Annotated in this window: 34 protein-coding genes; 8 read left to right on the top strand and 26 right to left on the bottom strand. The window is 35.8% G+C overall.

The features are described from left to right. Positions 1 to 15: 15 nt before the first annotated feature. Entirely contained in the window at positions 16 to 864 is an 849-nt protein-coding gene (glcT, locus tag ACXVYO_RS22115; RefSeq protein ID WP_071721272.1) for a glucose PTS transporter transcription antiterminator GlcT, read from the bottom strand. Positions 865 to 1029: 165 nt separating this feature from the next. On the opposite strand from glcT, the gene ACXVYO_RS22110 reads away from it, so the two are divergent. Then, positions 1030 to 1836 (top strand): HAD family hydrolase, encoded by an 807-nt coding sequence (locus ACXVYO_RS22110; RefSeq protein ID WP_458468492.1) that lies wholly within the window; start codon positions 1030 to 1032, stop codon positions 1834 to 1836. A gap of 70 nt (positions 1837 to 1906) precedes the next feature. On the opposite strand, the gene phnF is transcribed toward ACXVYO_RS22110, so the two are convergent. From phnF to scpA, 6 genes are all read right to left on the bottom strand, one after another. Further along, complete coding sequence (gene phnF, locus ACXVYO_RS22105; protein WP_002194085.1) at positions 1907 to 2638, bottom strand: phosphonate metabolism transcriptional regulator PhnF; 732 nt, start codon at positions 2636 to 2638, stop codon at positions 1907 to 1909. Further along, entirely contained in the window at positions 2568 to 3356 is a 789-nt protein-coding gene (nagB, locus tag ACXVYO_RS22100) for a glucosamine-6-phosphate deaminase (RefSeq protein WP_001024205.1), read from the bottom strand. Before nagB ends, phnF begins: the two co-directional genes overlap by 71 nt. Before the next feature lie 4 nt (positions 3357 to 3360). After that, positions 3361 to 4503 (bottom strand): N-acetylglucosamine-6-phosphate deacetylase, encoded by a 1143-nt coding sequence (gene nagA / locus ACXVYO_RS22095; protein ID WP_002107769.1) that lies wholly within the window; start codon positions 4501 to 4503, stop codon positions 3361 to 3363. 208 nt (positions 4504 to 4711) lie between these two features. Continuing rightward, on the bottom strand, positions 4712 to 5614 hold the full coding sequence (locus tag ACXVYO_RS22090; RefSeq protein ID WP_458468491.1) for a ComEC/Rec2 family competence protein: 903 nt from the start codon (positions 5612 to 5614) through the stop codon (positions 4712 to 4714). Between the two features lie 78 nt (positions 5615 to 5692). Further along, a complete protein-coding gene (gene scpB / locus ACXVYO_RS22085; RefSeq protein WP_458468490.1) occupies positions 5693 to 6265 on the bottom strand; it encodes a segregation/condensation protein ScpB in 573 nt (190 codons plus the stop codon). Between the two features lie 159 nt (positions 6266 to 6424). Then, a complete protein-coding gene (gene scpA / locus ACXVYO_RS22080; RefSeq protein WP_458468489.1) occupies positions 6425 to 7168 on the bottom strand; it encodes a segregation/condensation protein A in 744 nt (247 codons plus the stop codon). Between the two features lie 169 nt (positions 7169 to 7337). Between scpA and ACXVYO_RS22075 the strand changes: the two genes are divergently transcribed. Together ACXVYO_RS22075 and ACXVYO_RS22070 are read left to right on the top strand one after the other, a co-directional pair. Beyond that, a complete protein-coding gene (locus tag ACXVYO_RS22075; RefSeq protein ID WP_000510194.1) occupies positions 7338 to 7433 on the top strand; it encodes a YjcZ family sporulation protein in 96 nt (31 codons plus the stop codon). A gap of 97 nt (positions 7434 to 7530) precedes the next feature. Beyond that, positions 7531 to 8049 carry a DUF309 domain-containing protein gene (locus ACXVYO_RS22070; protein ID WP_458468488.1) on the top strand — a complete coding sequence of 173 codons (519 nt, stop codon included), beginning with the start codon at positions 7531 to 7533 and terminating at the stop codon, positions 8047 to 8049. A gap of 19 nt (positions 8050 to 8068) precedes the next feature. Here the strand turns inward: ACXVYO_RS22070 and ribT are convergent, their stop codons facing one another. From ribT to ACXVYO_RS22055, 3 genes are all read right to left on the bottom strand, one after another. Continuing rightward, entirely contained in the window at positions 8069 to 8437 is a 369-nt protein-coding gene (gene ribT, locus ACXVYO_RS22065; protein ID WP_060632142.1) for a GNAT family N-acetyltransferase RibT, read from the bottom strand. 67 nt (positions 8438 to 8504) lie between these two features. Next, positions 8505 to 8687 carry a hypothetical protein gene (locus ACXVYO_RS22060; protein WP_458468487.1) on the bottom strand — a complete coding sequence of 61 codons (183 nt, stop codon included), beginning with the start codon at positions 8685 to 8687 and terminating at the stop codon, positions 8505 to 8507. A gap of 220 nt (positions 8688 to 8907) precedes the next feature. Continuing rightward, positions 8908 to 9345 carry a peptidylprolyl isomerase gene (locus ACXVYO_RS22055; protein WP_000853785.1) on the bottom strand — a complete coding sequence of 146 codons (438 nt, stop codon included), beginning with the start codon at positions 9343 to 9345 and terminating at the stop codon, positions 8908 to 8910. 187 nt (positions 9346 to 9532) lie between these two features. Here ACXVYO_RS22055 and ACXVYO_RS22050 point away from each other — a divergent pair, with 187 nt between their 5' ends. Then, the gene (locus ACXVYO_RS22050; protein ID WP_000850509.1) at positions 9533 to 10399 is read left to right on the top strand and encodes a DUF1002 domain-containing protein; all 867 of its coding nucleotides are present in this window, start codon (positions 9533 to 9535) and stop codon (positions 10397 to 10399) included. Between the two features lie 30 nt (positions 10400 to 10429). Here ACXVYO_RS22050 and ACXVYO_RS22045 read toward each other — a convergent pair whose 3' ends face one another. The 14 genes from ACXVYO_RS22045 to dacF form a co-directional block, all read right to left on the bottom strand. Then, the gene (locus tag ACXVYO_RS22045) at positions 10430 to 11233 is read right to left on the bottom strand and encodes a Cof-type HAD-IIB family hydrolase (protein ID WP_458468486.1); all 804 of its coding nucleotides are present in this window, start codon (positions 11231 to 11233) and stop codon (positions 10430 to 10432) included. Positions 11234 to 11329: 96 nt separating this feature from the next. Beyond that, positions 11330 to 12802, bottom strand: a complete 1473-nt coding sequence (gene spoVAF / locus ACXVYO_RS22040) for a spore germination protein SpoVAF (RefSeq protein WP_458468485.1) — start codon at positions 12800 to 12802, stop codon at positions 11330 to 11332. Beyond that, positions 12789 to 13358: a stage V sporulation protein AE gene (locus tag ACXVYO_RS22035; protein ID WP_073516360.1), complete on the bottom strand. Its 570-nt coding sequence runs from the start codon at positions 13356 to 13358 to the stop codon at positions 12789 to 12791. Before ACXVYO_RS22035 ends, spoVAF begins: the two co-directional genes overlap by 14 nt. A gap of 5 nt (positions 13359 to 13363) precedes the next feature. Beyond that, positions 13364 to 13714: a stage V sporulation protein AE gene (spoVAE, locus tag ACXVYO_RS22030; protein WP_029439815.1), complete on the bottom strand. Its 351-nt coding sequence runs from the start codon at positions 13712 to 13714 to the stop codon at positions 13364 to 13366. A gap of 3 nt (positions 13715 to 13717) precedes the next feature. Further along, positions 13718 to 14734: a stage V sporulation protein AD gene (spoVAD, locus tag ACXVYO_RS22025; protein WP_458468484.1), complete on the bottom strand. Its 1017-nt coding sequence runs from the start codon at positions 14732 to 14734 to the stop codon at positions 13718 to 13720. Positions 14735 to 14747: 13 nt separating this feature from the next. After that, complete coding sequence (spoVAC, locus tag ACXVYO_RS22020) at positions 14748 to 15206, bottom strand: stage V sporulation protein AC (protein WP_458468483.1); 459 nt, start codon at positions 15204 to 15206, stop codon at positions 14748 to 14750. A gap of 14 nt (positions 15207 to 15220) precedes the next feature. After that, on the bottom strand, positions 15221 to 15637 hold the full coding sequence (gene spoVAB / locus ACXVYO_RS22015; RefSeq protein ID WP_000572949.1) for a stage V sporulation protein SpoVAB: 417 nt from the start codon (positions 15635 to 15637) through the stop codon (positions 15221 to 15223). After that, entirely contained in the window at positions 15630 to 16250 is a 621-nt protein-coding gene (gene spoVAA, locus ACXVYO_RS22010; protein WP_458468482.1) for a stage V sporulation protein SpoVAA, read from the bottom strand. The genes spoVAB and spoVAA overlap by 8 nt, the downstream gene beginning before the upstream one ends. A gap of 116 nt (positions 16251 to 16366) precedes the next feature. Then, positions 16367 to 16465: a methionine/alanine import family NSS transporter small subunit gene (locus ACXVYO_RS22005; RefSeq protein ID WP_000016826.1), complete on the bottom strand. Its 99-nt coding sequence runs from the start codon at positions 16463 to 16465 to the stop codon at positions 16367 to 16369. After that, positions 16465 to 17991 carry a sodium-dependent transporter gene (locus ACXVYO_RS22000; protein ID WP_458468481.1) on the bottom strand — a complete coding sequence of 509 codons (1527 nt, stop codon included), beginning with the start codon at positions 17989 to 17991 and terminating at the stop codon, positions 16465 to 16467. The genes ACXVYO_RS22005 and ACXVYO_RS22000 overlap by 1 nt, the downstream gene beginning before the upstream one ends. A gap of 133 nt (positions 17992 to 18124) precedes the next feature. Beyond that, positions 18125 to 18883: an RNA polymerase sporulation sigma factor SigF gene (gene sigF / locus ACXVYO_RS21995; RefSeq protein WP_000350734.1), complete on the bottom strand. Its 759-nt coding sequence runs from the start codon at positions 18881 to 18883 to the stop codon at positions 18125 to 18127. Between the two features lie 12 nt (positions 18884 to 18895). Next, positions 18896 to 19336, bottom strand: coding sequence for an anti-sigma F factor (spoIIAB, locus tag ACXVYO_RS21990; protein ID WP_001243399.1), 441 nt, complete (start codon positions 19334 to 19336; stop codon positions 18896 to 18898). After that, positions 19337 to 19687, bottom strand: a complete 351-nt coding sequence (spoIIAA, locus tag ACXVYO_RS21985) for an anti-sigma F factor antagonist (protein ID WP_000059133.1) — start codon at positions 19685 to 19687, stop codon at positions 19337 to 19339. A gap of 170 nt (positions 19688 to 19857) precedes the next feature. Continuing rightward, positions 19858 to 21048: a serine-type D-Ala-D-Ala carboxypeptidase DacF gene (gene dacF / locus ACXVYO_RS21980; protein WP_000831998.1), complete on the bottom strand. Its 1191-nt coding sequence runs from the start codon at positions 21046 to 21048 to the stop codon at positions 19858 to 19860. A 166-nt stretch (positions 21049 to 21214) separates the two neighbouring features. Between dacF and ACXVYO_RS21975 the strand changes: the two genes are divergently transcribed. From ACXVYO_RS21975 to ACXVYO_RS21960, 4 genes are read left to right on the top strand one after another with little or no spacing between them, the layout of a single operon-like run. Beyond that, complete coding sequence (locus ACXVYO_RS21975; protein WP_063260891.1) at positions 21215 to 21634, top strand: GntR family transcriptional regulator; 420 nt, start codon at positions 21215 to 21217, stop codon at positions 21632 to 21634. Next, positions 21600 to 22481: an ABC transporter ATP-binding protein gene (locus ACXVYO_RS21970; protein ID WP_458468480.1), complete on the top strand. Its 882-nt coding sequence runs from the start codon at positions 21600 to 21602 to the stop codon at positions 22479 to 22481. The genes ACXVYO_RS21975 and ACXVYO_RS21970 overlap by 35 nt, the downstream gene beginning before the upstream one ends. Then, positions 22471 to 23535 carry an ABC-2 transporter permease gene (locus tag ACXVYO_RS21965; protein ID WP_458468479.1) on the top strand — a complete coding sequence of 355 codons (1065 nt, stop codon included), beginning with the start codon at positions 22471 to 22473 and terminating at the stop codon, positions 23533 to 23535. The genes ACXVYO_RS21970 and ACXVYO_RS21965 overlap by 11 nt, the downstream gene beginning before the upstream one ends. Positions 23536 to 23547: 12 nt before the next feature. After that, a complete protein-coding gene (locus ACXVYO_RS21960) occupies positions 23548 to 24612 on the top strand; it encodes an ABC transporter permease subunit (protein WP_458468478.1) in 1065 nt (354 codons plus the stop codon). Positions 24613 to 24636: 24 nt separating this feature from the next. On the opposite strand, the gene ACXVYO_RS21955 is transcribed toward ACXVYO_RS21960, so the two are convergent. Further along, on the bottom strand, positions 24637 to 25182 hold the full coding sequence (locus tag ACXVYO_RS21955) for a hypothetical protein (protein WP_458468477.1): 546 nt from the start codon (positions 25180 to 25182) through the stop codon (positions 24637 to 24639). A 102-nt stretch (positions 25183 to 25284) separates the two neighbouring features. Continuing rightward, entirely contained in the window at positions 25285 to 25704 is a 420-nt protein-coding gene (locus ACXVYO_RS21950) for a MarR family winged helix-turn-helix transcriptional regulator (protein WP_001003309.1), read from the bottom strand. Positions 25705 to 25745: the final 41 nt, after the last annotated feature.

Raw genomic sequence — 25745 nt, 5'->3', positions numbered from 1 at the left:
AAAATATATGTCTTTTTACACATGCTCTGCTTTCACTAAGCGCTGCAGGTGCATCGTTAAATATATGCTCTCTGCTTCATACACAGGAAGTTGCAATTCTTTTTGCATGACCTTAACTAGCTTCCAAGCTAAATTATAACAGACGGGATATTCCGCCTTTAATAAATCAGCAAAGCTTTGTGATTCTTCTACTTTCTCCCCTTTTTTCACCCGTTCAATAGCATATTGCAAATGACGGATAAGGCGTAAGTAGTGGATACTTTCTTGGTCTAATGTAATTTGTAAGTTTGTCTCAATTAAAGATACAAGCTGTGCAATGAGACGGGAGTTTTGATTAACTGAAGATAAATCTGAATTTGTAAGTGAACTGTAAATATGGAGTGCAATAAAACCGATTTCTCCTTCTGGCAATATAATTTGCAAACGAGAATTTAAAAGGTCTACAACACCTTCAGCAATTTCATATTCCTCTGGATAGAGCATTTTCGTTTCAACTAAAAAAGGATTATCAATTGTAAGTCCTTGTTTTAATCTCTTAATTGCAAAAGAAATATGATCTGTTAAAGCGATATGAATATGTTCGTTCAATGGTGATTTTGCTTTTTCTTGAATGTAGAACATAATATCATTCATTAATTCAATTAATTTTTCACTCACATGCGGCACTAACAGTTTGTATTGTTCACGATCACGTTCATTTTTTAAAACAAACATTTTCTCAATTTGTTCTTGCTCCAATACGTCTTTCGCTTTTTTCCCAAATCCAATTCCTTTACCAATCACTACTACTTCCTCGTGTTCAGGATGGCTAGCAATGATGACATTATTATTTAAAACTTTTTTAATTTCTAGATAATTACTCATATAACACCACCCTCGTACTTAAATAGCCTACTTTTATGTTACAGAACATTCTTCTTTGTCGTCAATGTAAAACATCTACCATTTCATAAAAATTCATTTTTTAGACATGTTTATATATGATGCGTATAATGTAAGAGCAGCTGTACATAGAAAGGGGATAACAACATGATTAAAATGTTTGTAAGTGATATCGATGGTACAATGATGCAACACGGAGGATTAATTGACGAACAAGATCTTGTAGCACTTCGTAGTCTTGCTGAGCAAAATGTTATTCTTTGTTTCGCTTCTGGCCGACTTGATAATGAAATTGCAGACTTAATGAAAGCTGTAAATTCAAATTTCCATCGCATTAGTGTAAATGGTGTTTTCGTGTACACACATGAAAACGAGCAACTATTATCCGCAACATTCGATTCGAGTATTTTACCTGATCTGTTAGCAATGACAAATGAAGATCCTTATTTTCGTTATGTAAGTGATGAGCATAATTATTACATTGAAGAGAAAACACCGTTTATTCATGAGCTCGAACAACAAGTCACGATGACTTCTGTTGAAGAACCGCATCTATTACAGAAAATTGATGATACGATTTTCCCAAATAAAATCTCTGTCGGTGGAACAAAGGAAAGCTTACAACTCCTTCAGAAAAAAATTGATGAAAAATTCCAAGGAAAAGTTAGTACATTCATTTCAGCAGAACAATGTTTAGATGTAATGCCACCTAATATTAGTAAAGGGGCAGCTATTTCTGTTTTATTAAAAGAGTTTCAAATACAACCAGATGAAGTTGCTTGCATAGGGGATTCTTATAATGATATCCCAATGTTTTCTTTAACTCCTCACAGTTTTGCTATGTCTCAAGCAGATGAAGCAGTAAAAGAACACGCTCACTATGTAGTAAATACAGTTAAAGATGCTGTTAACCACGTAATTGCTCATAATAAAAATACGACTCACTCCTTGTAAGGATGAGTCGTATTTTTTCTTTACATGTTAAACAATTTGACATTAACTGTACTTCACGAACTGAAATATATTATTTGTTACGTGCGATGTTTGTAATAAACTTATAACGATCCCCACGATAAATACATTTCACGTACTCTAGCGGTACTTCACCTTCTGAATATGACCATTGACGCATTACAAGCACCGGCGCCTTTTTAGGAATATGCAGATGTTCCGCTTCATTATCCGTTGCAATTGAAGCTTCAATTGATTGAGTAGCGCTAACAAGTTTAAAGCCCAGTTTTTTCTCTAAATGTTCATATAAAGATTGTTGCAATATTTCTTCGTTAATATCTTTTACAAGAGCTGGCGACAAATATGTCGTCTCAAAAGCAATCGGTTCATCATCAGCTAAGCGAATACGCCTCACTTCATAAACCGACTCTCCCTCCTGTATTCTCAACCGGTCTGCTATTTTCGCAGTAGCTGGAACTAGGCGGAAACTAAGTAATTGACTACTTGGGTTCATCCCACGAGAAATCATATCTTCTGTGAATCCCGTCATTCCTTGCAATTTTTGTTCCACTTTCGGAAGTTGGACAAACGTACCGATTCCACGTTTCCGATATAAATAACCTTGTTCCACTAAATTATTAATCGCCTGTCTGATTGTCATACGACTCACTTCGAACTTATCGCAAAGTTCATTCTCAGATGGGATTTTATCTCCCGGCTTCCATTCGCCGTCCTCAATTAGCTGTTTCACCCACTCTTGAATCTGATAATAGATCGGAAATGGTGAATACTTGTCGATGTTCATCAGCAATCGCCTCACTGCATAAAGATAGAGCTTCTTGATCAGCGATTACGGTTACATTCGGATGACGTTGTAAAACTGTAGCAGGACACGCTTCACTATATTCACCTTGCAATAATTCTTTAACAGCTTCTGCCTTTTTAGAACCCATAGCAACAAGTAGAATTTGTTTCGCTTTCATAATGCTTCCAATTCCCATTGTAATCGCATGAGTTGGCACATCTTCTTCTTTTTCGAAGAAGCGAAGGTTTGCTTGGCGTGTAGATTCTGTTAATTCAACAATGTTTGTTGGAGAATTAAACAGTGTTCCTGGTTCGTTAAATCCGATGTGACCGTTTTCACCGATTCCAAGAATCTGTAGGTCAACTGGGTTAGCAGCTAGAATGCCCTCGTAACGTTTGCACTCTTCCTCTAAATCACTTGCCATCCCGTTTGGTACATAAGTTTGTTTAAATGGAAGATGATCAAACAACTGTTCTTGCATAAAATAGTGATAGCTGTTTTTATCTTCATGTGGTAAATTTACGTACTCATCTAAGTTTACAGTGGTTACACGGCTTGTATCAAGTTTATTTTTTCGCATTTCTGCATAAATACCTAATGGAGAGCTTCCTGTAGCCATTCCTAATGTTGGATTTTCTTTTGTTTTTACAACTTCCTCAATTAATTTATAACCTGCTTCTGCTAGTTCTTCTGGAGTTTTTACAACAAGAATATTCATTTAATTACTTCCCTTCCTTCATATGAATTCCTAAACGAACCGTATCATATACATGTAAATCTTCATTCATCACAACAAAGTCTGCATCTTTTCCTACCGCTAATGCACCTTTATGATTTAATCCAAACTCTTCTGCTTGGTTAACTGATGTCATCAGTACTGCATCTTCGATTGAACAACCTGTAAATTCAATTACATTTCGGAAAGCTTGATCCATTTTTAGAATACTACCAGCTAACGTTCCATCTTCTAATCGAGCACTACCATCTTTTACATGTACTGGCTGTCCGCCAAGCTCATATAATCCATCTTCAAGACCTTTTGCACGCATTGCGTCAGTAATAACACTTACTTTTTTCGGTCCTTTTAATTTATATGCTAATTTCACCATATCAGGGTGAATGTGAATACCATCTGTAATTACTTCAACCATTACATCTGGATTTAATAACACATGACCAACAACTCCTGGTTCACGGTGATGTAATCCACGCATTTGATTGTATAAATGCGTTGCATGTGTAATGTTTCTATTTTTTAGTTGCGCATCAATTGCATCTGTATGTCCCATTGTGCCAACAACACCAGTTTCAGCAAGATACTGCTCAAACTCTAACGCCCCTTCTTCTTCAGGTGCATATGTTACTAATTTAATTAGATTCCCGCTTGCTTCCTGCCATTGTTTAAATTGTTCAATATTCGCAGGAACAATATGTTCAAGTGGTTGTGCACCTGCACGTTTTTTTGAAACATACGGTCCTTCTAAGTGAATATATTCGAAATGTGCTCCTTTTTCTTTCGCTTCCTTCGCAGCATGTAATGCTGCTTCGATTGCTTCTGGAGCTTGTGTCATTGTTGTTGGGAAGTAAGTTGTAACTCCTTCTTTTAACATTTCTTTACCTAGAGTTACTAATCCATCGCTATTTGCATCCATCGCATCAATATCGTATCCACCATGAATATGAACATCAATCATACCTGGAATCACAATTTTCCCTGCCGCATCTAAAACCGCTTCATTTTCTTGTGATACATATTGAGCCATCAAACCAATTTCTTTAATTGTTTCTGCGTAACGAATAAATCCGTTTTCCACTACTTCTTGACCTGTATAAATTTTGGCATTGATGACAACTTGCGTTTTCATTTTCATCGATCCTTTCCCATGAAATACCTACTTGTTATTATTACCTTATTCGCCTAATTCCATCTTAATATATGCACGAGTAGTTGTCTAGACATTCGAATGAAATTTCCTTTTTGTTTAACAAAAAGGACACTTATTGCTTCTCTCGCAATTATAATATATGTTATTCAGTTTTCCAAAAAGGGAGAATATCCTCGTATCCTATTACTCATTTAAGTAATGGCATTAATCCACTAGTGCCTATTGTAATATGCTCGCCGTCTGTTTCCATTTCTACTGTACGTTTATTTGTTCCATATATCATTATACCATGCTGTTTTAAGCGTCTCACTACACTTTGGTGCGGATGCCCATACGGATTTCTGCTTCCATATGAAAGAATTGCGAACTGTGGCTCTACTTTCTTTAGAAACATTTCACTTGTTGAAGTATATGAGCCATGATGTCCCACCTTTAACACATCTGCATGTACATCAAATTGTTTTAATATTTCAGTTTCCGTCCGCACATCAGCGTCACCCATTAGTAAAAAATCCGCTTTTCCGTATCGTACCTTTAACACAATTGAAGATTCATTATTTTCATCTTTTGATTTCCCATTGTTTAATACTTGTATGGAAACATGCGGATCTAGTGGTATGTATTGTCCCTCTTTTACTGAAACGAAAGGAATTCCTCTTTTTTTAATATGATTCCGGTATGTGTGATACGTAAAAGAACTATACGTTTTTCCACTATCTAATATAAGTGATACCGGCATTTGCTCTACAATCGGAATCAATCCCCCAATATGATCCATATCCGGATGCGTACTGACGATAACATCCAAATGGTTAATCCCTTTTTCGATTAGTTTTTGAATAATAACCTCACCGGCTTCATAAGGTCCTCCGTCAATTAACATCGTTTGTCCATTTGGCAATGTAATAAGTGTTGCATCACCTTGGCCAACTTTTAAAAAACTCACTTTCATTTTACCAAAATGTTGCCGCTGCGTATGTAAAGGAGACGCGGTATGAATAGACATCATATATCTTTTTGCCGATGTACTATTTAAAGAAAAGCATAACAAAACAGAAACTAACAATAAGATACTTCGCATACTTCTCATAACTCGTCTCCTTTTTTCAATTAGTATGGCACGGTATAAAATTGATATACAAAAAAAGCTTAGCAAAATGCTAAGCTTTTATTTCGATATCTCCTGTAAAGAACCAAAGAATAAATCTGCTTCATTCATTTGTTCATTCTCTTCAGAAAGTGCCGGTAAATCATCTAATGTTTTCAGTCCAAATGTATCCAAAAATTCTTTCGTTGTTCCATATAAAATAGGACGCCCTGGCCCTTCTGCTCTTCCCATTTCTTTTATAAGTAAGTGTGAAACTAACGTTTGTAACGCCTTATCGGTTTTTACGCCTCTAATCTCTTCCATTTCAGTCCTTGTAATCGGTTGACGATATGCCACAATCGCTAACGTTTCTAGAGCAGCCTGAGAGAGTGAAGCAGCTGTTGGGATATCTATTAATTTTTGATAGTACGAAGCATGTTCTTTCTTTGTAGCAAAACGATATATTTTTGCATACTGTACAATTTGCAAACCGCGGTGTGCACCTTCACATTCTTTTTGCATTTCTTCTAAAATATCGATTACTTCATTTCCTTCAATTTCAAGGACTTTCGCTATTTGTTCTGGATAAATTCCTTCATCACCAGACACAAATAAAAGCCCTTCAATGATTGATTTCTGTTCTGCTCTATCCATTTTACGAGCTCCTTCCTCCTATTTTCTCCATAAAAATACACATCAAAAAACCGAATCACAATTCATGCGTTCGGTTCAATATTTTTTCTCTTGTTCCAAACGATACATTCAAACCTAGCATGAGATATAACTATTTCTATCTCATTTACCATACTAACTCTATGCAGATTTAGTAGAGCTTGATACGAAAATTTCATCAAAATTATGTTCTTGTTCAATTATAATTTGTTGATTTTTCATAAGCTCAAGAACCGCTAAAAATGTTACAACCATTATTTCCCGTTCATCATCAACAAACAAATCATAAAAACTTTGACGACCACCTTGTATTTCTAACTGCTTTAAAATATCAGTCATGCGCTGTGAAATTGGTATTTCTTGACGAGTAATACGTGTTGTTACAGGTTTCTTTGCTTTTTTTCGGCGCATTAATTTTTGAAATGCCGCTAGCATATCATATAACGTAACATCAAGAGGCAAGTTTGTCTCCTCTTCTTGCTGCAATGATGTAAAATCAATTGGCGGACGTGTATATAGCTGTGCTCTTTCTAGTTCTCTTTCTTTTAGTTCAGTAGCAACTTGCTTATATTTCTTATATTCAATTAACCTCTCCATCAATTCTTGACGAGGATCATCTATAAAGTCATCACCGTTATCAAGTACATCTTCTTCATGTTTCGGCAACAACATTTTACTTTTAATTTGTAATAAAGTCGCAGCCATTACTAAATACTCACTTGCAACATCTAATTGTAGTTCTTTCATCGTATGAACATAAAATAAATATTGCTCTGTAATTTCCGCTACAGGAATATTATATATGTCAATTTCATAACGATGTATTAAATGTAACAATAAATCTAAAGGCCCTTCAAAAGCCTCTACTTTAAAATTATACTGCACAAAGCATCCCACCACATTTTTTCTATAACAACATAAGTATAGAGCATACTCATGTTCTATCCAACCTTTTTAAGAAATTTAATTAAAAATAGACCGATGCCTATGTCATCATGCCCATCGCTTCATATGATAACAGTGTAGTAAGAACAATGTAGGAGGTCAAAAAACTATGGGTCACGTTGATTGCGGTTTTAGCGGTGGGTTCGCATTACTTGTTGTATTGTTTATTTTACTAATTATTGTAGGAGCAGCTTGCTTCTGCTAATATGAACAATAACGACTAGGGAAAATTCCCTAGTCGTTTATTGTTCATATTTCTATGATACACTTGTATTTATAACCGTTAAACAGGGGTGAAGAACATGTATCCTACCGAATACATACAATTTTTAATTCATTTTCACGGAGATTACGATTATTTTGAATGCCATGAAATACTGGAAGAATATTGGAAAGAAAAACCAAGAGGAGATCGTGATCAGTACTTAGTTGGTCTCATTCAAATTGCAGTTTCTTTATACCATCAAAGACGCTCTAACTGGAATGGCGCAGAAAAGATGATGAAAAGCGCCATAACGATTTTAGAAAAAAATAGTGCACCTTTACTACGTTTGGGAATAAACTCCACACAACTCCTTTTTTTACTCAAGGATAGATTGCAATCTATACAGAAAGAAAAAAATTTCACACCATTATTTTTACCATTATCAGATACAGCATTAGAAAAACATTGCATGGAATTATGTCAGAAACAAAACCTCCCTTGGAAAGACGTGAATGCTTCTTCTAGTGAATATATAGTACATAAGCACACATTACGTGATCGAACGGAAGTCATTACTGAACGAAACGAGCAATTACAAAAAAGAAAACAGAGATAATAAACTACTATCTCTGTTTTCACGAATGTATATTTTGTTCAAGCCCTTTACACTTTTTGCAAAAACTTGCTGTTTGCTCATTTCCGCAAATTGTAAACTCAAGAAATTTGCTCTTTAACTCTTGCACCATCTTCGTCCCAATACCCATATGACGGTGAGATGGGTTCACACTCAAATGCTGAATTTCCAAAACTTGATTCTCTTTTTTTACAATCCCCATTATCCCAACAAAATCTTCGTTTTGTTTCCACAAATACAATTGCCAATCATCTTTTGCTTCATACTCTTTCATAGTCAATTGTAATGTTTTCACATCTTTTTCCGTTGGCATAAATGAAAGAAGCCCCATTGCAATCTTTTCATAACTTTTTTTAAAACGAATTAACATAACCCTTATCCCTTCTTACAAAAGTTACAAACTATTAATCCCCTCAACCACTCTTTTCATATCATATTCATTTTACAATATTTTCAACAGAGTGAGAAGGGCTTAAAACAACTTGATAATCATACAAAGCGAAAAGAAGAAAGTCAAATATATGTTTCAGTACTATTTTTTCTAAGTAGATAGAAGCTGAGGCGTTGTTATATGAATGCGAAAAGAAACATCCACCGCTCATTATCATTTCAATATTCATCACCTAAGAGCAAATGAATTCTAGCAAAATAAATATAATAAAAAATATTTATTGAAACATGTAATCTAATGTATTCTATGTAATTTGTTAAAATTTTGTTCTCATAAGCGTCATATTTTCACTACAATAACAGCACTACTTGTATCATGTACCGCAAACGAAATACCCATTCCTATTAAAAAAACAAAAAAGAGAGCCATAGCTCTCTTTTCCCATTAACTTATTCTTCCCAAACTTTAACTTCTTTCATTACATCGCCTTGACGCATGTTTAATACTGTTTCAATACCGCTTGTTGCTTTACCGAATACAGTATGTACACCATCTAAATGTGGTTGTGGCTCATGAACAACAAAGAATTGGCTACCGCCAGTGTTACGGCCAGCGTGAGCCATAGAAAGTGATCCTACTAGGTGTCTATGAGGATTCCCATCAGTTTCACATGGGATAGAGTAACCTGGGCCACCTGCACCTGTTCCTGTTGGATCTCCACCTTGGCTTACGAAGCCAGGAATAACGCGGTGGAATGTCACACCATCATAAAATCCTTGCTCTGCTAGTTTTTTAAAGTTTTCTACTGTTTTCGGTGCCTCTTCTGGGAAAAATTCTAAATCGATTTTTTCACCATTTTCCATTAATATGTATCCTAAAGTTTTCATATGTATATGTCTCCTTTCAACTATCTCAGCACTATATTACCACATTCATGACTAGAAACAAAAAGAATCCGACAATCTACATACTTCTTTTTTGAAATGTGGAAAAAGCTAGGTGACAAATAAGAAATATATACTATAATAACTGTGTTGCCCGAAAATTTTAGAAAGAGAAAGGGAGCGATTTTTCGTGAAAACGAAATTACTAGCTCTGCTATTAGCTGTAACGGTATTTATGATGCCAACAGCTTCGTTTGCAGACATCATCGAAGGAGAATCAATTGTTACACTAGGAGAAAACTTGTCTGAACAACAAAAACAAGATCTGTTAAAAGAAATGAAAGCACCAAAAGATGCTACAATCATTACTGTGTCTAATGCGGAAGAACATAAATTTCTAGAAGGGATTGTTCCAAAAGCACAAATTGGTACGAGAGCAATTTCCTCTTCTATGATTACATACACAAAGCCAGGATCTGGTCTCATTGTACGTTCAAAAAACATTAATTCGATAACAGATGCAATGTACACAAACGCACTTATTACAGCAGGTGTGAAAGATGCAGAAATTCAAATTACTGCACCATTTAAAGTTTCAGGAACTGCTGCTTTAACCGGTTTAATGAAAGCCTACGAAACAACATCGAACAAAGCAATTCCTGAGGAAGTAAAAAAAGTAGCAAATGAAGAAATGGTGCAAACAGCCCAGCTCGGCGATAAAATTGGTGAAGAAAAAGCAGTTCAACTTGTTGCAAAAATTAAAGAAGAAATTGCCAAAGAACAGCCAAAAACGACTGAAGATTTACGTTCATTAATAAAAAAAATTGCGGATCAACTTGGTATTACATTAACAGATGAACAGTTAGATAACTTAGTTGCGCTATTTGATAAAATGAAAAATCTTAATATCGATTGGAATCAAGTTGGCAGTCAGTTAAATAAAGCAAAAGAACACGTTTCTGCCTTTTTAGGATCTGAAGAAGGGCAAGGTTTCCTAGATAAAGTTAAAGATTTCTTCTCAAGTATCATTGATTTTGTTAAATCGTTATTCAAGTAAAAAGAAGCTCGTCAGTGACGAGCTTCTTTTTTATACAAGTAACGGCAATTTCATAACAGCTTCTTCAACCGAACGAACAATATGATTTGCCTTCTCCTTCACATATGGATGAGCATGATGAAGAGTAAATGAATGCGGGGTTACTTCAAACATAGAAATATCATTGAAAGAATCTCCAATACACGCAACTTCATTTGCTTCAATTTTCAAATGTTCCATTAGTCGCCTTAAAGCACTCCCTTTACTTACTCCCCTTGGCATAATGTCAACATAGCGTTTACCAGACATAAAAACTTCCGCTTCGCTCTGAAATGTATCTCGTAATTCTTGATCTAATGCTGCAATTGTCTCTTCTTCCCCAAAAACAAACAATTTCGCAGGATGTACAGTCTTACCAAATTCCTCTTCTAATGCTTCTATCTCAGCAATATGCACGCCCATATACGTTTCAAAATTATGATGATGTTCATTCTTTCTTTTTGTATACCGTTGCTCATTTGCACAAACAATATCTGCTAGTCCTTTTTTTTGGATATATCGATATATTTCCTGGGCAATCCCATCTTCAAAACTTGATTCATGAAATATTTTCCCATCCGGCAGTAACATCGTCGCTCCATTTAAACTCGTTGTGTAATACGGGAATGCGAACCTATTTACAACTTCATCAATTCGATGAGTAAAGCGACCAGAGGCAAAACAAATATTTGTCCCTTTTTCAGCTAACCAAATAAGTGCACGTTCATCTTCTTTTTGCATATGATTCACATTGTAAACGAGCGTATCATCTAAATCACTTACAAATAATTTAATCATGCCCTCTTCCCCTTCCATACACAATATCTACTCTAAGTGTACACAAAAAATGTTTGATTTTTGTTAAAAAACAATAAATTTTTGCTAAAAAAATAAACGGGTGTATAATCCCGTTTATTTTTGTCTTTTTACATTTTGAGGTCTTACGATACTTGGTCGTACTTTTAAACTAGACATCGTCGGACGGAGTAAAATTTTTGTTAATGCACCCCAATCAAATGGTAAAAACGGCCATAAGTATGGTGTTTGTAAACTTTTGATAGACGTTAAAAATAAAATCAATATCGTCATACCAATTACAAATCCCATCTCATGGAAGAGACCTGTCAAAATAATAACAAACAATTTTCCAACCTTATTTCCGAGTCCTAATTCATAACTCGGTGTTGCATATGCACCGATCATAGAAACTGCAACATACAAAATAACTTCTGGTACAAACAAACCTACATCGATTGCTATTTGACCAATTAATATGGCGGAAATTAATCCTGCTGCAGACGATAACGGCGTTGGAGTATGAATGGCTGCCATCCTTAGAAACTCAAGTCCGACCTCTGCCATTAACACCTGTAATAGAATTGGTAAATGCGTCATCTTAGTCGGTCCAATAAAAGCAAGATTTTCTGGTAAAAGAGTTGGATCAAATACAAATACTAACCAAAACGGTAGTAAAAATAAGGAGAATAAGACACCTAAAAAGCGTACCCAGCGTAAAAATGTACCGACAGCCGGATTTTGTCTAAACTCTTCTGCATGCTGTAAATGGTGGAAATATGTTGTTGGAGTAATCATAGCACTCGGTGATGTATCAACTAGTACTAACACATGTCCTTCTAATAAATGGTTTGCTGCTACATCTGGTCTTTCTGTATATCGAATAAGCGGGAATGGGTTATAGCTTTGCTTTACAACAAATTCTTCCACTGTTTTATCCGCCATCGTAATTCCATCGACATCGATGTTATTTAATTCTTGTTTTATAATCTTAACTAAATCCGGATTTGCAACATCTTGTACATATGTAATACAAATATCCGTTTGCGATCTATCTCCTACTCGAATCATTTCATTTCGAAGACGCGGGTCACGTATCCTTCTACGGATTAACGCTGTATTTACAACGATATTTTCAACAAATCCATCCCTTGCCCCACGTACTACCTTTTCTGTATCTGGTTCTGTCGGCGTCCGGCCCGGATAACTACGAACATCTATTGCGAACGCTTCCGTTTCACCTTCTACAAATATAACGATGAGTCCTGATAATACTTGGAGCATTACCTCATCCATCGTTTTCACTTTACTTACTTGTTGATGAATTAAACGATTTTCTAAAAGCTTCACTGTATCTTCTTCTACATCCCTTATTTCATTTGTATCTACCGCTTCTTCTAAAATAGGGATAATATAATTCGTATCACAAAGTCCATTTACAAACAACACACCAATTTCTTTATTTAAAATTTGAAATTTACGTATGCCAACATCATATGTAACCCCTAGTCCAACTGTTTGCTTTAAATAATTTTCATTATCACTCAAAAAAGATGAAATAGGGATATCCACTTTTTTAGGCTTCGTCATAAAATCCACTCCTTTCCAAAATTAATTGAATTGCTTTTTTAGTAATTGGTGATCCTCTCTCCCATTCGTCATTGCCACACATCTTACCAATATCACCAACTCCCACAATGACAGGAACATTCAGATCATCTAAACAATAAATTGTATCGCCGCTAATTCTGCCAATTTCACCATCTGGAAGTCCAAATTTATCAACACCGTATTCGGTTAAATTCCCGTTTCGATCTACACTTACATCTACACGTGCCCATTCCCAATGATGTGTATTAGACGCTACTGCCAAAATCCCCAGTACATCAATTTGTTTATGTGTGGCTACATATTTTAAAGCCTTTTCACCAGATCCTTCTCCAATAAATCCACTGTCATCAAACATGACAAATACAGGGTCATATGGCGTTTGCATAATAAGCTCAACAACTTTCTTCCCTGTCAATTTGGTTGGATTACTTTGTGATGCTGAAATACACCTTCCCCCAAATTCCTTCGTTAAAAGCTCAATTGCTCGCTTTGCATATTCATCTCCATCTGTAACCAAAACAACCCTTCGTCTCATTTGATTTATCCTTTCGGTTTACATATAAGTGCTATAAAAAATGAAAATAATATCGCTGCAGAAATGCCTGCAGACGTTAAACTAAACATCCCCATACCAATCCCTATATATCCGTGTTTTTCTGCCGCATGCATTGCCCCATGTAATAGTGAATGGCCAAAACTTGTAATAGGAACTGTCGCCCCAGCACCAGCAAACTTTATAAGCTTATCGTACAATCCGAATCCATCTAAAACTGCTCCTATAACTACAAAGGTAGCCATTAAATGGGCTGGTGTTAACTTTGCAAAATCTAACAATACTTGTCCAACTACACAAATGGCACCTCCTACAAGAAATGCATATATAAAATCCACAATTCACTCTCCCTTCACTCTCTCAAATACAACACCATGTGCAATTGTTGGAATAGTTTCTTTCTGCTGCATCATCATCGGGCTTAATAACGCACCAGTAGCAACGACAAAAATCCGTTGTAAATTTCCTTTTTGCATCTCGCTTAATAAATGACCATACGTGACAACAGCTGAACAAGCACAGCCACTACCACCCGCAAATACTTCTTCTTGATCGGAATTATAAATCATTAATCCGCAATCATTATATATATGCCCAAGATCATAACCTTCCTCCAGTAACAGTTGTTTCGCGATTGGTGTCCCAATAGCTGATAAATCACCGGTAACAATCAAATCATAATCTGCTGCACTTCTCTTCAAATCTTCAAAATGTTGTTGAATTGTGTGAGCAGCAGCAGGTGCCATCGCCGATCCCATATCTAAAGGATTGGCAATCCCTAAATCTTGCACTTTCCCAATCGTAGCTGCCGTAATTTTAATGGTACTTTTTTCTTTACTAATTAATATGGATCCCGCACCTGTAACAGTGGAATTTGCTGTTCCTGGTTTTTGTCCCCCATACTCTGTTGGATAACGAAACTGTCTTTCAGCCGTCGCATTATGACTACTTACTGTCGCTAAAACACGATTTGCGAATCCACCGTCTATAAAGGCTGCTCCAACTGCTAAAGTCTCCATCGAGGTCGCACAAGCGCTAAACATCCCTAAAAAGGGAATCCCCCACTTACGCGCAACATAATTTGCTGTCACTGTTTGATTTAATAAATCACCCGCTAAAAAGAAATCAATTTGTGATGTTTTTACATTTCCTTTTTGCAAGACTTGTTGAATTGAATCTGACATTAATCTTCGTTCAGCAAGTTCCCAGTTTTCCTCTCCGCAATGTAAATCATCGTATGAAATATCAAAACCCTTTCCAAGAGGGCCTTCAGCTTCTTTTGGACCGACAGCAGTACCGGTTGCATTCACATAAATATCATTTTGAAATACCCACGTTTGTTTTCCAGTCAACCTCATACTAGCCCCTCCTTTAAGACATAAAAATGTTAAAAGTATATCTTATTAGCCCAATAATGTACGCCCCAACGACCCCAAAAACGATAACACTTCCCGCTAGCTTAAACATATTGGTAGCAATCCCAAGTACAATCCCTTCACTCTTATGTTCTAGCGCAGCGCTCGCCATAGAATTCGCAAATCCCGTAACAGGTACTGCCGATCCAGCTCCAGCAAATTGACCGATTTTATCATACACGCCACAACCTGTTAAAATCGCTGATAATAATACAAGAGTTGCGACCGTCGGATTTCCTGCCTCTTGTTCACTGAAATGAAAATAATGTATATAAATTTTCATCAATACTTCCCCGATTGTACAAATGAGCCCACCTACAAGAAATGCCTTAACACAATTTATGAAATAATTTGGTTTCGGATGGTACTCCTTCACTTTATTTATGTAATCATCCTTTAGTTTTCGCCCTGTCATTTATATATTGCCTCCTACTTTACGAAATAAATCCAGTGAAACAACGAGCCTATTACTTTCCCAAGTACAAGAGCAACGAGTAAAACAACAATTTTCCCCTCTACTCCTACTCGTTTCGCTAAAATAGGTAAAACATTTAACACTTCTGTTAATGCGGCTGCAAGCATTCCAACGAATGTGCCACAAAATATTCCTAATATAACAAGCCAATATTGCGACGTTTGAAATGTAATGTTTTTCAAACTACACCAAGCCCCTGTTAACGTACCTGCAATAACTGCCCACTCAAAATATTGAATGTGCTTTCCACTTCTCGTTAATTGAGCTAGACGAGGGATTATACCAAGTACAGCTAAAAATGCGACATATCCGCTACCTACTGCAATCCCTCCCGCTAAACCAATTAAAATAACAAGCCCAGACTCAATCATCGGCAAGTTGTTTCATATTGTCCTTGTTTTCATGAACAATTACATATTGGTCAAGTGACTGCTGATATTGGAACATCTCCACTTCTAACGGGCTCGGCTCTTCATTAATTCGCTTTTGAAATACATGATTAAAAAATAAGACCATACCTAACCCAAGACCTAACGAATAAGGAATTTGAAATAAAAGTGGTTGTGCCTTAAATTCTCCCGTAATCATGTAATATAACCGTTGGTGCACTTGTTGCATGCTTACATCTTCATGAAAGTAAATGATCGCAAGGGCCGCTCCAATGAAAAGTAACAACCATACAAGTCCGAAGAAAATTGGATGTACTTTCTTTTTTTCATATATAATTTCAACAAGAGTTTGTCCAGAACCGAGTAAATTAATTTGTATATGAGCCGCTTTCCGCCTAATAATCTCAATTATTTTCATAATATCAATTACGACATGCGTCTTATCATGAGCTGTTATTTTGTAAACTACCTCATCCTGTAACGACTGAACTACCAAAGCATCTCCCGCAAGTTGAGCAACATCACCCAGCTTCACTTCATACGTAGGAGAAACTTTTAACCGATTACGCATTTTAATATAAATTGTTTGTTCCAATTTCCATTCACCTCTTCACTCTTCCTCGTAGTTGTAGTATGGTTATTGAATTTTTTTCTAATACAATTTTTTCATAAAAAAACATCTGTACCGTTTCGGTACAGATGTTTTTTAGTTTATGCCTTTTTCTTAAATAAATTTGCAATACTTAATGCGAGCCCTCCCCAAATGACTACTATACCAATAACCATCATCATAATCGCTGATCCGCTCATTATGAAACACCCCGATCTTTCCATTCTTTTTCAAGCTTAGCAGAATCTGAATGTATTTGTGCATTCCATTTCTTTAAACTAATGATTAGTGCAACGATAAGGAATGCTGCTGCAATTGACCAACCATATGTTACGACAAACTCCGTTGGATAATCTCCGTAGTTCTTTTTAATATTTTGGATTGTACCATCAATTAACATGTACCCTAGCATAAGCGGGGTAATAACGAGTAAACTCACTCTCCAAAATGTCCCTAACTTAATATCAGATACGAAGTTTGCATGATTTTGATAAACTGGTAAACGGCGTAGAATGAGTCCTATCGTAACTACTTCCGCTAATGCAATTGAAATTAATCCGAAGTTATTAGCGAAATAATCAACAACATCTAGGAACATAAGCCCGCCACGTGTTGCAAAAACAAGAGAAACTAGTACGAGAAGCGTCCCCATAATTCCAATTGTTTTTTGGCGACTTAAGCTGAACTTTTCAGATACGGCAGCGAAGCATACTTCTGCAAGCGAGATGAGAGATGTAATTCCGGCAACCGTTAATGATAAGAAAAATAATACGCCAAATAGCGGTGACATCGGTAACTCATTAATAATTTGCGGGAATACTACGAATGCAAGTCCTACACCAGCACTTGCTACTTTATCAACTGGTACTCCCATATTGTTTGCCATAAATCCAAGAGCTGCAAAGACCCCAATCCCTGCTAATAATTCAAATCCTGAGTTTGCAAAGCCAGTAATAAAGGCATTATTTGTTGTATCTGAGTTTTTCGGTAAATAACTAGAATACGTAATCATAATTCCAAATGCTAAAGATAAGCTAAAGAAAATTTGACCATAAGCAGCAAGCCATACCTTCCCATCAAAAATACGACTCCAATCTGGTTTAAAGAATGCATCTAATCCTTGCATCGCTCCTTCCATCGTCACCGCACGAACTACGATAATAAGGAACATAACAACTAGTAAAGGAATGAAAATGCGGTTAACAACTTCAATTCCTTTTTTAACTCCTTTGAATGCTACACCGAGCACAATAATCCAAACGAGAGCTAATGGAATTAATACTTCCGGTACGAGCCCTCCAAACTGCCCTGGCTTATCTGCAACATGCAAATACTCTTTAAATAAAAATGTTTGCGTGTCTTTCCCCCACGCTCCAGTAATTGAAAAATACGTATATGAAATAGACCAAGCAATAATTACTGCATAATATGTTGAAACGATAAACGTTACACACATTTGCCACCATCCAATGAATTCAGCACGCGGATGAATACGGAAGAACGTAAGCGGCGCTGAACCGCGGTGACGATGCCCAAGAGCAAATTCAAACGCCAATAATGAAATACCAGTCGTTAATAATGCGAATAAGTACGGTAAAAAGAATGCGCCTCCTCCATTTTCATACGCTGTATAAGGAAAACGCCATATGTTTCCTAATCCAACGGCAGAGCCGACCGCTGCGAAAATAAATCCAGCCCTCGTCCCCCATTGTTGCCTCGTTTCCATATTTCCTTCCCCCTTTGTGGCAAGTTCATACTTGGATTATATTTTAAATTTACTAAATTATCAATAAATTCTGTTAATTTTTACGAAAGTTTACAATCTCTTCCTAGTAAAGGCATAAAAAAAGATCGAATAGTTATTCATCTATTCGATCTTTCATCTGTTTTAATATTTTCTTTTCAAGTCTTGAAACTTGTACTTGCGAAATGCCTATGCGCTCTGCTACTTCTGATTGAGTTTGATCTTTATAGTAGCGTAAATACACAATTAAACGTTCTCGCTCATCTAGTTCTCTAATTGCTTCTTTTAAAGCAATTTTATCAAACCATTTCGTTTCAGATTGATCAGCAATTTGATCTAAAATAGTAATCGGATCCCCGTCGTTTTCATACACCGTTTCATGTATGGATGAAGGAGCTCGACTCGCTTCTTGCGCAAGAACCACTTCCTCTGGCGTTAGTTCTAACGCTTCGGCCACTTCATTAATCGTTGGAGCCCTTCCGAATTCTTTCGAAAGCTCGTCTCTCATCTTTCGAATTTTATTTCCTGTTTCTTTTAAAGACCTACTTACTTTCACTGATCCATCATCACGTAAAAATCGTTGTATTTCTCCAATAATCATTGGAACTGCATATGTTGAAAATTTCACGTCGAAAGATAAATCAAATTTATCTACCGATTTTAAGAGCCCAATACATCCAATTTGAAATAAATCGTCTGGTTCGTATCCTCGATTAAGAAAACGCTGCACAACCGACCATACGAGACGCATATTACTTTGAACGATTGTATCTCTCGCTTGTTGATCTCCATCTTGACTTTGTTGAATTAACGCTTTTAGCTCGTGGTCCTTTAACTGAGGTTTCTTCTTCTCATTTTTGACCTCTATGTCCATAGGCTATTCTCCTTAATTGCATAGAGCGTTACTATTTGATAAGTATTTTGTCAAATGGATTGTTGTCCCGAAAGATTCGTTTGAAATAACTTCTACTTCATCCATAAAATTTTCCATGATAGTAAATCCCATTCCGGAACGCTCTAATTCAGGTTTAGTTGTAAAAAGGGGTTGTCTTGCTTCATCTAAATCAAAGATGCCAATCCCTTCATCTCGAATCGTGAGTTTCACCATTGCCTCTTCCAAAATTACAGAAATATAAACAACACCTTCTGCATTTCCTTCGTACCCATGAATAATTGCATTTGTAACTGCTTCTGACACAACTGTTTTAATCTCCGTAAGTTCTTCCATCGTTGGGTCTAGTTGCGCAATGAAAGCAGCTACCGTAACACGAGCGAACGATTCATTTTGACTTAATGCTGAAAATTGAAGGTTCATTTCATTTCTCATTTATGCCACCCCCAACGTCGCGAGCGCATGCGCTTCACTTTCTTCTAAGCGAACAATTTTAAATAAGCCCGACATTTCAAATAAACGTTTAACAGGTGGTGAAATTGCACAAACAACCATTTCTCCACCTAATCCCTTTACATGCTTATATCGGCCTAATATAACACCTAAACCAGAACTATCCATAAACGATAAGTTCTCTAGGCTCAAAACAATATGATGAACACCATGTGTCTCAATCATATCTGTTACTTTCGTTCGCAACTCTTCAGCAGTATGATGATCTAATTCACCCGCTAATCTCACACATAGGACGTCACGTTTTACTTCTAATTGCATGGAAAGACTCACACGATTTCCTCCTTATGCTCAAACTTTACTCATTTACATACATAAAGATTTTCGTGATTCAACATAAGAATCCTTCCTACTGACAAAAGAAGAACTATTTCGTCATAAAGTGAAACCATTCAGCAATTATTTACTTTCATACGAATAGAAAAGCGGCAAAATATTTGCCGCTATTTTGATGTTGAAAACATCCCAAAACTTCTTTTAAATAACTCCCACCAGCTCGCTGCAGCAACATCTTCTTTTGCTACAATTGTTTGTTTTAATAAAACATCTTTATCTTTTTTAATAACAAGTGTACCTAGTGCATCGCCCTTTTTAATCGGCGCTTTCACTTTCTTTTCAGCAATTACTTCTTGCTTTACTTTGTCCATATTTTCGCCCTTCTTCATAAGAAGAGACACATTGTCTGACGCAACTAAATCTACTTTTTCTTTTTTTCCTTTTCCTACTTGGACAGTCTTAATTTTTTCGCCTCGTGTATACAATTTCTTTGTCATATATTGACCAAATGCATAGTCAAGAAGCTTCGTTACTTGATTGTTCCGTTCTTTTGATGTAGGTGCACCCATAACAACTGAAATAACACGCATCCCATTCTTTTCAGCCGATGCTGTTAAACAATATTTTGCTTCTGTCGTAAAGCCTGTTTTCACGCCATCTACTCCAGGATAAAAACGTACTAACTTATTCGTATTCACGAGCCAAAACTTCTTATCCGTATCTTCACGTAAATAGTCCTCGTATTTGCCTGTGTATTTGCGAATAAGCGGATACTTCATTAATTCTCTCGCCATTATAGCCATATCATTTGCTGTAGAATAATGGTCTTTAGCCGGAAGACCTGTTGGGTTTTGGAAATGAGTGTTTTTCAGTCCTAAATCTTTCGCTTTTTTGTTCATCATATTTACAAAACCTTCTTCTGAACCAGCGATATGCTCCGCTACTGCAACAGACGCATCATTTCCAGATGCAATGGCAATACCCTTTAGCATTTCATTTACAGTCATCTCTTCACCAGGCTCTAAAAAGATTTGTGATCCACCCATTGAAGCTGCATGCTCACTTGCTCTAACTTTATCGGTCAGTTTTAGTTTTCCTTTTTCAACTTGTTCCATAATTAATAGCATTGTCATAATCTTCGTCATACTAGCAGGTGGTAACTTCTCATTTGGATTTTTATCAAACAAAACTTTACCTGTATCTTGTTCAATTACAATTGCTGACGACGCTTGTTCCGCTAACTTCGGTGTTGTTTCTTCTGTTTTCTCCTGCTTCGTTTTCTCAGATTGTGCGAAACTAACTGAAGTACCAGAAAGCAATAACATGAAACAAACAAGTATTCCAAAAACTCGCTTCATGACTAACCCTCCATTCTATATCAGACCTATTTTTTCCAATTTTTTATTTTTTAATACCATATTTTTCTAATATTTTCAGTTGACAAATACATTCATCTCCTATATTGTATTAAGTGTATTACATGAAGTAGTACACTTAATACAAGTCAGAAAGGAGACATTGCTCTTGCATATTCAACTTGACCCAAGAAGCAACACTCCGATATGGGAACAAATTGTTCAAAATATAAAAGAACTCGTATTAAAGAACATGTTAGCTCCAAGTGACAAACTACCTTCTGTACGCGAACTCGCTTCTTTACTCGTTATAAATCCAAATACAGTAAGTAAAGCGTACCAAGAGTTAGAGCGACAAGGGATTATTGAAACATTACGAGGAAAAGGAACATTTGTATCCCAATCGATTACCCCAACATTAGACGAAAGGAAAATCGCTATGGTTGAAAAGCAATTTCATCAATTACTATTAGAAGCCTCTTATCTTGGTGTTACAAAAGATAAAATTCATGATTGGATAGATTCATACTATAAAGAGATTGGAGGAAATGCGGATGCTGAGAGTGACGAACGTGAAGAAAACAATTGATAATCAAACGATTTTAGACGATGTTTCTTTCACATTACAAAGAGGTAGTATCATCGGATTACTCGGAAGAAACGGCGCGGGGAAAACAACTTTATTACGAACGATGGTAGGCATTTTAGACCCTGATGCAGGGACTGTTACATATGAAGATACAAATATTCATCAGTGTCCTGAAATAAAGCAAAAAATCGTATATGTTCCGGATTCTACTAACATATTGAACGGATATACGGTAAAAGAAATTGTAAAGTTTTACAAGCAAGTTTATGCCGCATTTGATGAAGCATATTTCTATGAACTGTTAGAACGTTTTAACTTACCTAACAAACGAATTCGTAGCTATTCAAAAGGAATGAAAGCACTGCTTGCCATCATTTTAGCTGTTTCTACAAAAGCAGAATATATCATTTTAGATGAACCGACAAACGGACTTGATCCTATCGTCAAACGGCAAATCCTCCAATTTCTCGTTGGAGAAGTTGCAGATAAAGAGATTACCATTTTCATCTCAACTCACCATTTAGATGAGGTAGAACAAATCGCAGATACAATCATTATATTAAAAGGCCATACTATCTCATCTATTACATCACTAGACGATGCAAAATCACGATTTGCAAAAATACAAGTAGCTTATGAACGGTCATTACCTCAAAAACTAGAAAACTTAAGCAATATTAAAATATTAAATCAAACAGGAAAAGTATTTACAATCTTAATTGAGGGAAATGTAGCTACAACACTGGAGAAGTTTTACAAAGAACAACCTATACTCATTGAGGAATTAACAATGTCACTTGAAGATGTCTTCGTTACGACACTGGAGGAGGATGGGTATGTTTCATAAGGCGTTGTGGATGTGGAATTGGAAACGCGGGAAATATGCTGTGTTACTATTCTTCTTTAGTTCGCTTTATCTTTTATCTTTAGGATACTATAGAAGTGCTCAGATGGAACTCGATAAATATTACGAATTACAAGAAAAAGGGAAACAGTATTATTATTTTTATACCTTTTCTTCAGGAGAAGGTAATAGTTTTTGGTTAACTCTTCTTATCATTGCTTTAGCTTGCCTATTGATAGGTTGGGAACGTAGTAACCAATCTAATACACTACTTATGACGATGCCGTTTAAAAGAAAAGATGTTTTCTTATCGAAATGGGCTTTCGGTTCATTTTGTATTGTGAGCTCATTACTTATAAATTGGATTCTTATGTATGTTATTTATAGAACAACTATTCATTTTGATTATCAATCATTTAGTGCGTTTCATCGATACTTTCTTTATGCGATTGTTTCTTATGTTGCAGTATATACAGCTGCACTTTGCATCGGTACTTTTACTGGAAGCATTGTTTCCCAGGTTGTTTTTTGTATTCCGTGGCTATTAATGGGACTTACATTTATTCCACTAGTTTACACTTTTACGATAAATCATTTAGAAGCTACCGATCCTAAAAATTATAAGCTATATGAACAACTTTATGAAATCAATCAAAAAACAAATATAGTTGCACCAATATATCGCTTTTCTATTGATTATAACTATGATCCAGAATACCGAAAGCAGGACAACGATCCAACTACTTTAAGAAATCCAGTATCTCATAAATATTATTCAGCCAAATCAATGTTAGTCCCTATTTTCTATACAATATTTTATTTACTACTTGGGACATACTTATATATGCGGTCACCAAATGAAAATAGTCAAAAGATATTTATTTTCCAAAAACATTTAAAAATATGGATATGGGGGACAACCATTTACTTTGCATTACTAGGTGGCTATAAAATAAATCAATTTTATTTCTTACCTAACTACTATATCAGTTTGTTTCTCGCTGGAATCATTACTTATGTTGTATTATCACGCCTAACAAATTATAAAGTTTTTTAAAGGAGAGATCCTATGTTTCAAAAAGCACTGTGGCTAAGAACATATCAACAAAGTAAATATGTTGTATGGTTATTTTGGCTCGTCAGCTTCTATACTTTGTCATATAAATACTATATGACTTCTATTCAACAGCAATATTTTCTAAATATGAATAAAGAATCGAAAATTATATATCATTACAATTTTGATTTATCACTTATGGAACCTGTCATATTTCAAGGTGCTGCACTTATCGTTCTGGCCTGTACATTAATCGGCTGGGAAAGACAAAATAACTATAGCGACTTGTTATGGTCTATGCCATTTAAACGTTCACACCTCTATATAACGAAATGGTTATTTGGACTCTGTAATATCGCCGCTGTTGTCGTTTTAAACTGGGGACTATTTGCTATTATGAAAAAGTTGACTTTTCATAATAAATATCAAGTATTCTCCCCATTTCATAGTTACTTTATATACATGTTAATTGTATTATTCGCAATTTATACAATTGCCTTATGTGTAGGAACCATTGCAGGGAATATTATATCGCAAGGATTTCTCACTGCAGTTATACTATTCTTCCCAGCTTTACTTCCATCACTTATCTCAGGAGTCATTGTTGTTCACTCAAACACTGAATTTCATGAGGACAAAAGTCTTATACATAATGTGATGGAAAACATACGTATTTCTAGTCCAGCAGAAGATTTTTATATTGACTTTAATTATGATCCACAAAGCGCTTATACCGATCAGAATGGAGTGCGTCATAACGAACCAAACTTTACAAAGATTCCACCGGCAAAAACATTGATTGGATCTATCGCACATATCATTGTTTTATTACCACTCGGTATATATTTATATGCCCGTTCAGCCAATGAGCGAAATGGTAACTACTTACTATATCCAAAACTACAAAAAGTAGTTTTAGCTTGTGCGATTTTCTTTGGTGGGATCACTGGAGGTTTAATACTAAGTCACAAGCAGTCATTGTCCAGCTTTTACATCGGATTTTTAGTGACTAGTTTCATTACGTATTTCTTCCTACCTAAAATATTAAAATGGAAAGTCTCTTGGAATTTTAAATAAAATAACCTCCTCTCGATGAGGAGGTTATTTCACATTCTCTCTTCTTTTCCCATACTCTTTTTCTTGCTTCGTTCCAAATCCGTCACCATTTGCCACGATTTGATCTGTCGGAGCAACTATGCTTTCAGCAATTCTCCATTCCCCCCCTTGTTGAATAAACACTTGCATAAAATAATTCATTCCATTTAATTGATACGAATTTTCTTTTTTCACTTCATAACGCGCTGCAACATAATACACTTGCACATTCTCAGCTTCAAACTTAGAAATATATTGTGATAATCTCGGGATGTACTGCGATGCTTTTTGAAGTGGCAGTTGTTTTACTTTTACAAGAGAAGACTTTGTTACATTACTGATCGTATCTTCATGCCGAATGTTATCACTATGATGAAATAAAATAGCATTCTGCATTGAACGAATCCATAGTTTTGAATATAAAACAGGTTGCTTATTTGAAATGTGTTTTAATTCTTTTTGAACGACTTGAAGAGGCGATGCGGCATCCGCGAATTGATTAAAGCAGAAAAAACTTCCGATCATAATGAAAAGCATAGAAATACGTTTCATAATTTTTCACTCCGATTCTTTTTAATTAAAGTATTGGAGTTTCAAAATGTTTTTATTCAAAAGAAAAAGGATAGGAAAGCTTTCGCTTCCTATCCTCATTTATTATAATACGCGGCCAAATAGCTCTAACACCATTTCTATTTCTTGGTCGCTCCAACCTTTAAATCTCTCTTTATAATATTCTTTACGCACAGCTTCAAGTTTTTCAGTTACTTCTCTTCCGTGTTCTGTAATTTCTAAGTACACGATGCGACGGTCAGAGTTTGAACGCTTTCTTTCTACAAAGCCTTTTCGTACGAGACGATCAGTAACAGCTGTAATATGACTGGAGGTTACGTTTACTTCACTCGCAATTTGCGAAGCCATCTGTGGACTTTTTAAAAATAACGCGCGTAATACAGAAAATTCATTGTATGGCATATGTTCTGCAAAACGTGTATTAATATCATTTTGTAATAAACGTATCATCTTTCGAAATGATCCGGATAACTCTAAAATCAGTGTTTCTCTTTTTTCGTTCACTAGCCTCGTCCCTTTTTTATCATATTTACACATATTATAAT

Source organism: Bacillus sp. BC08, from assembly GCF_054326875.1.
Note: the sequence above shows the minus strand (reverse complement) of the source record. Positions and strands in the feature narration are given on the sequence as shown.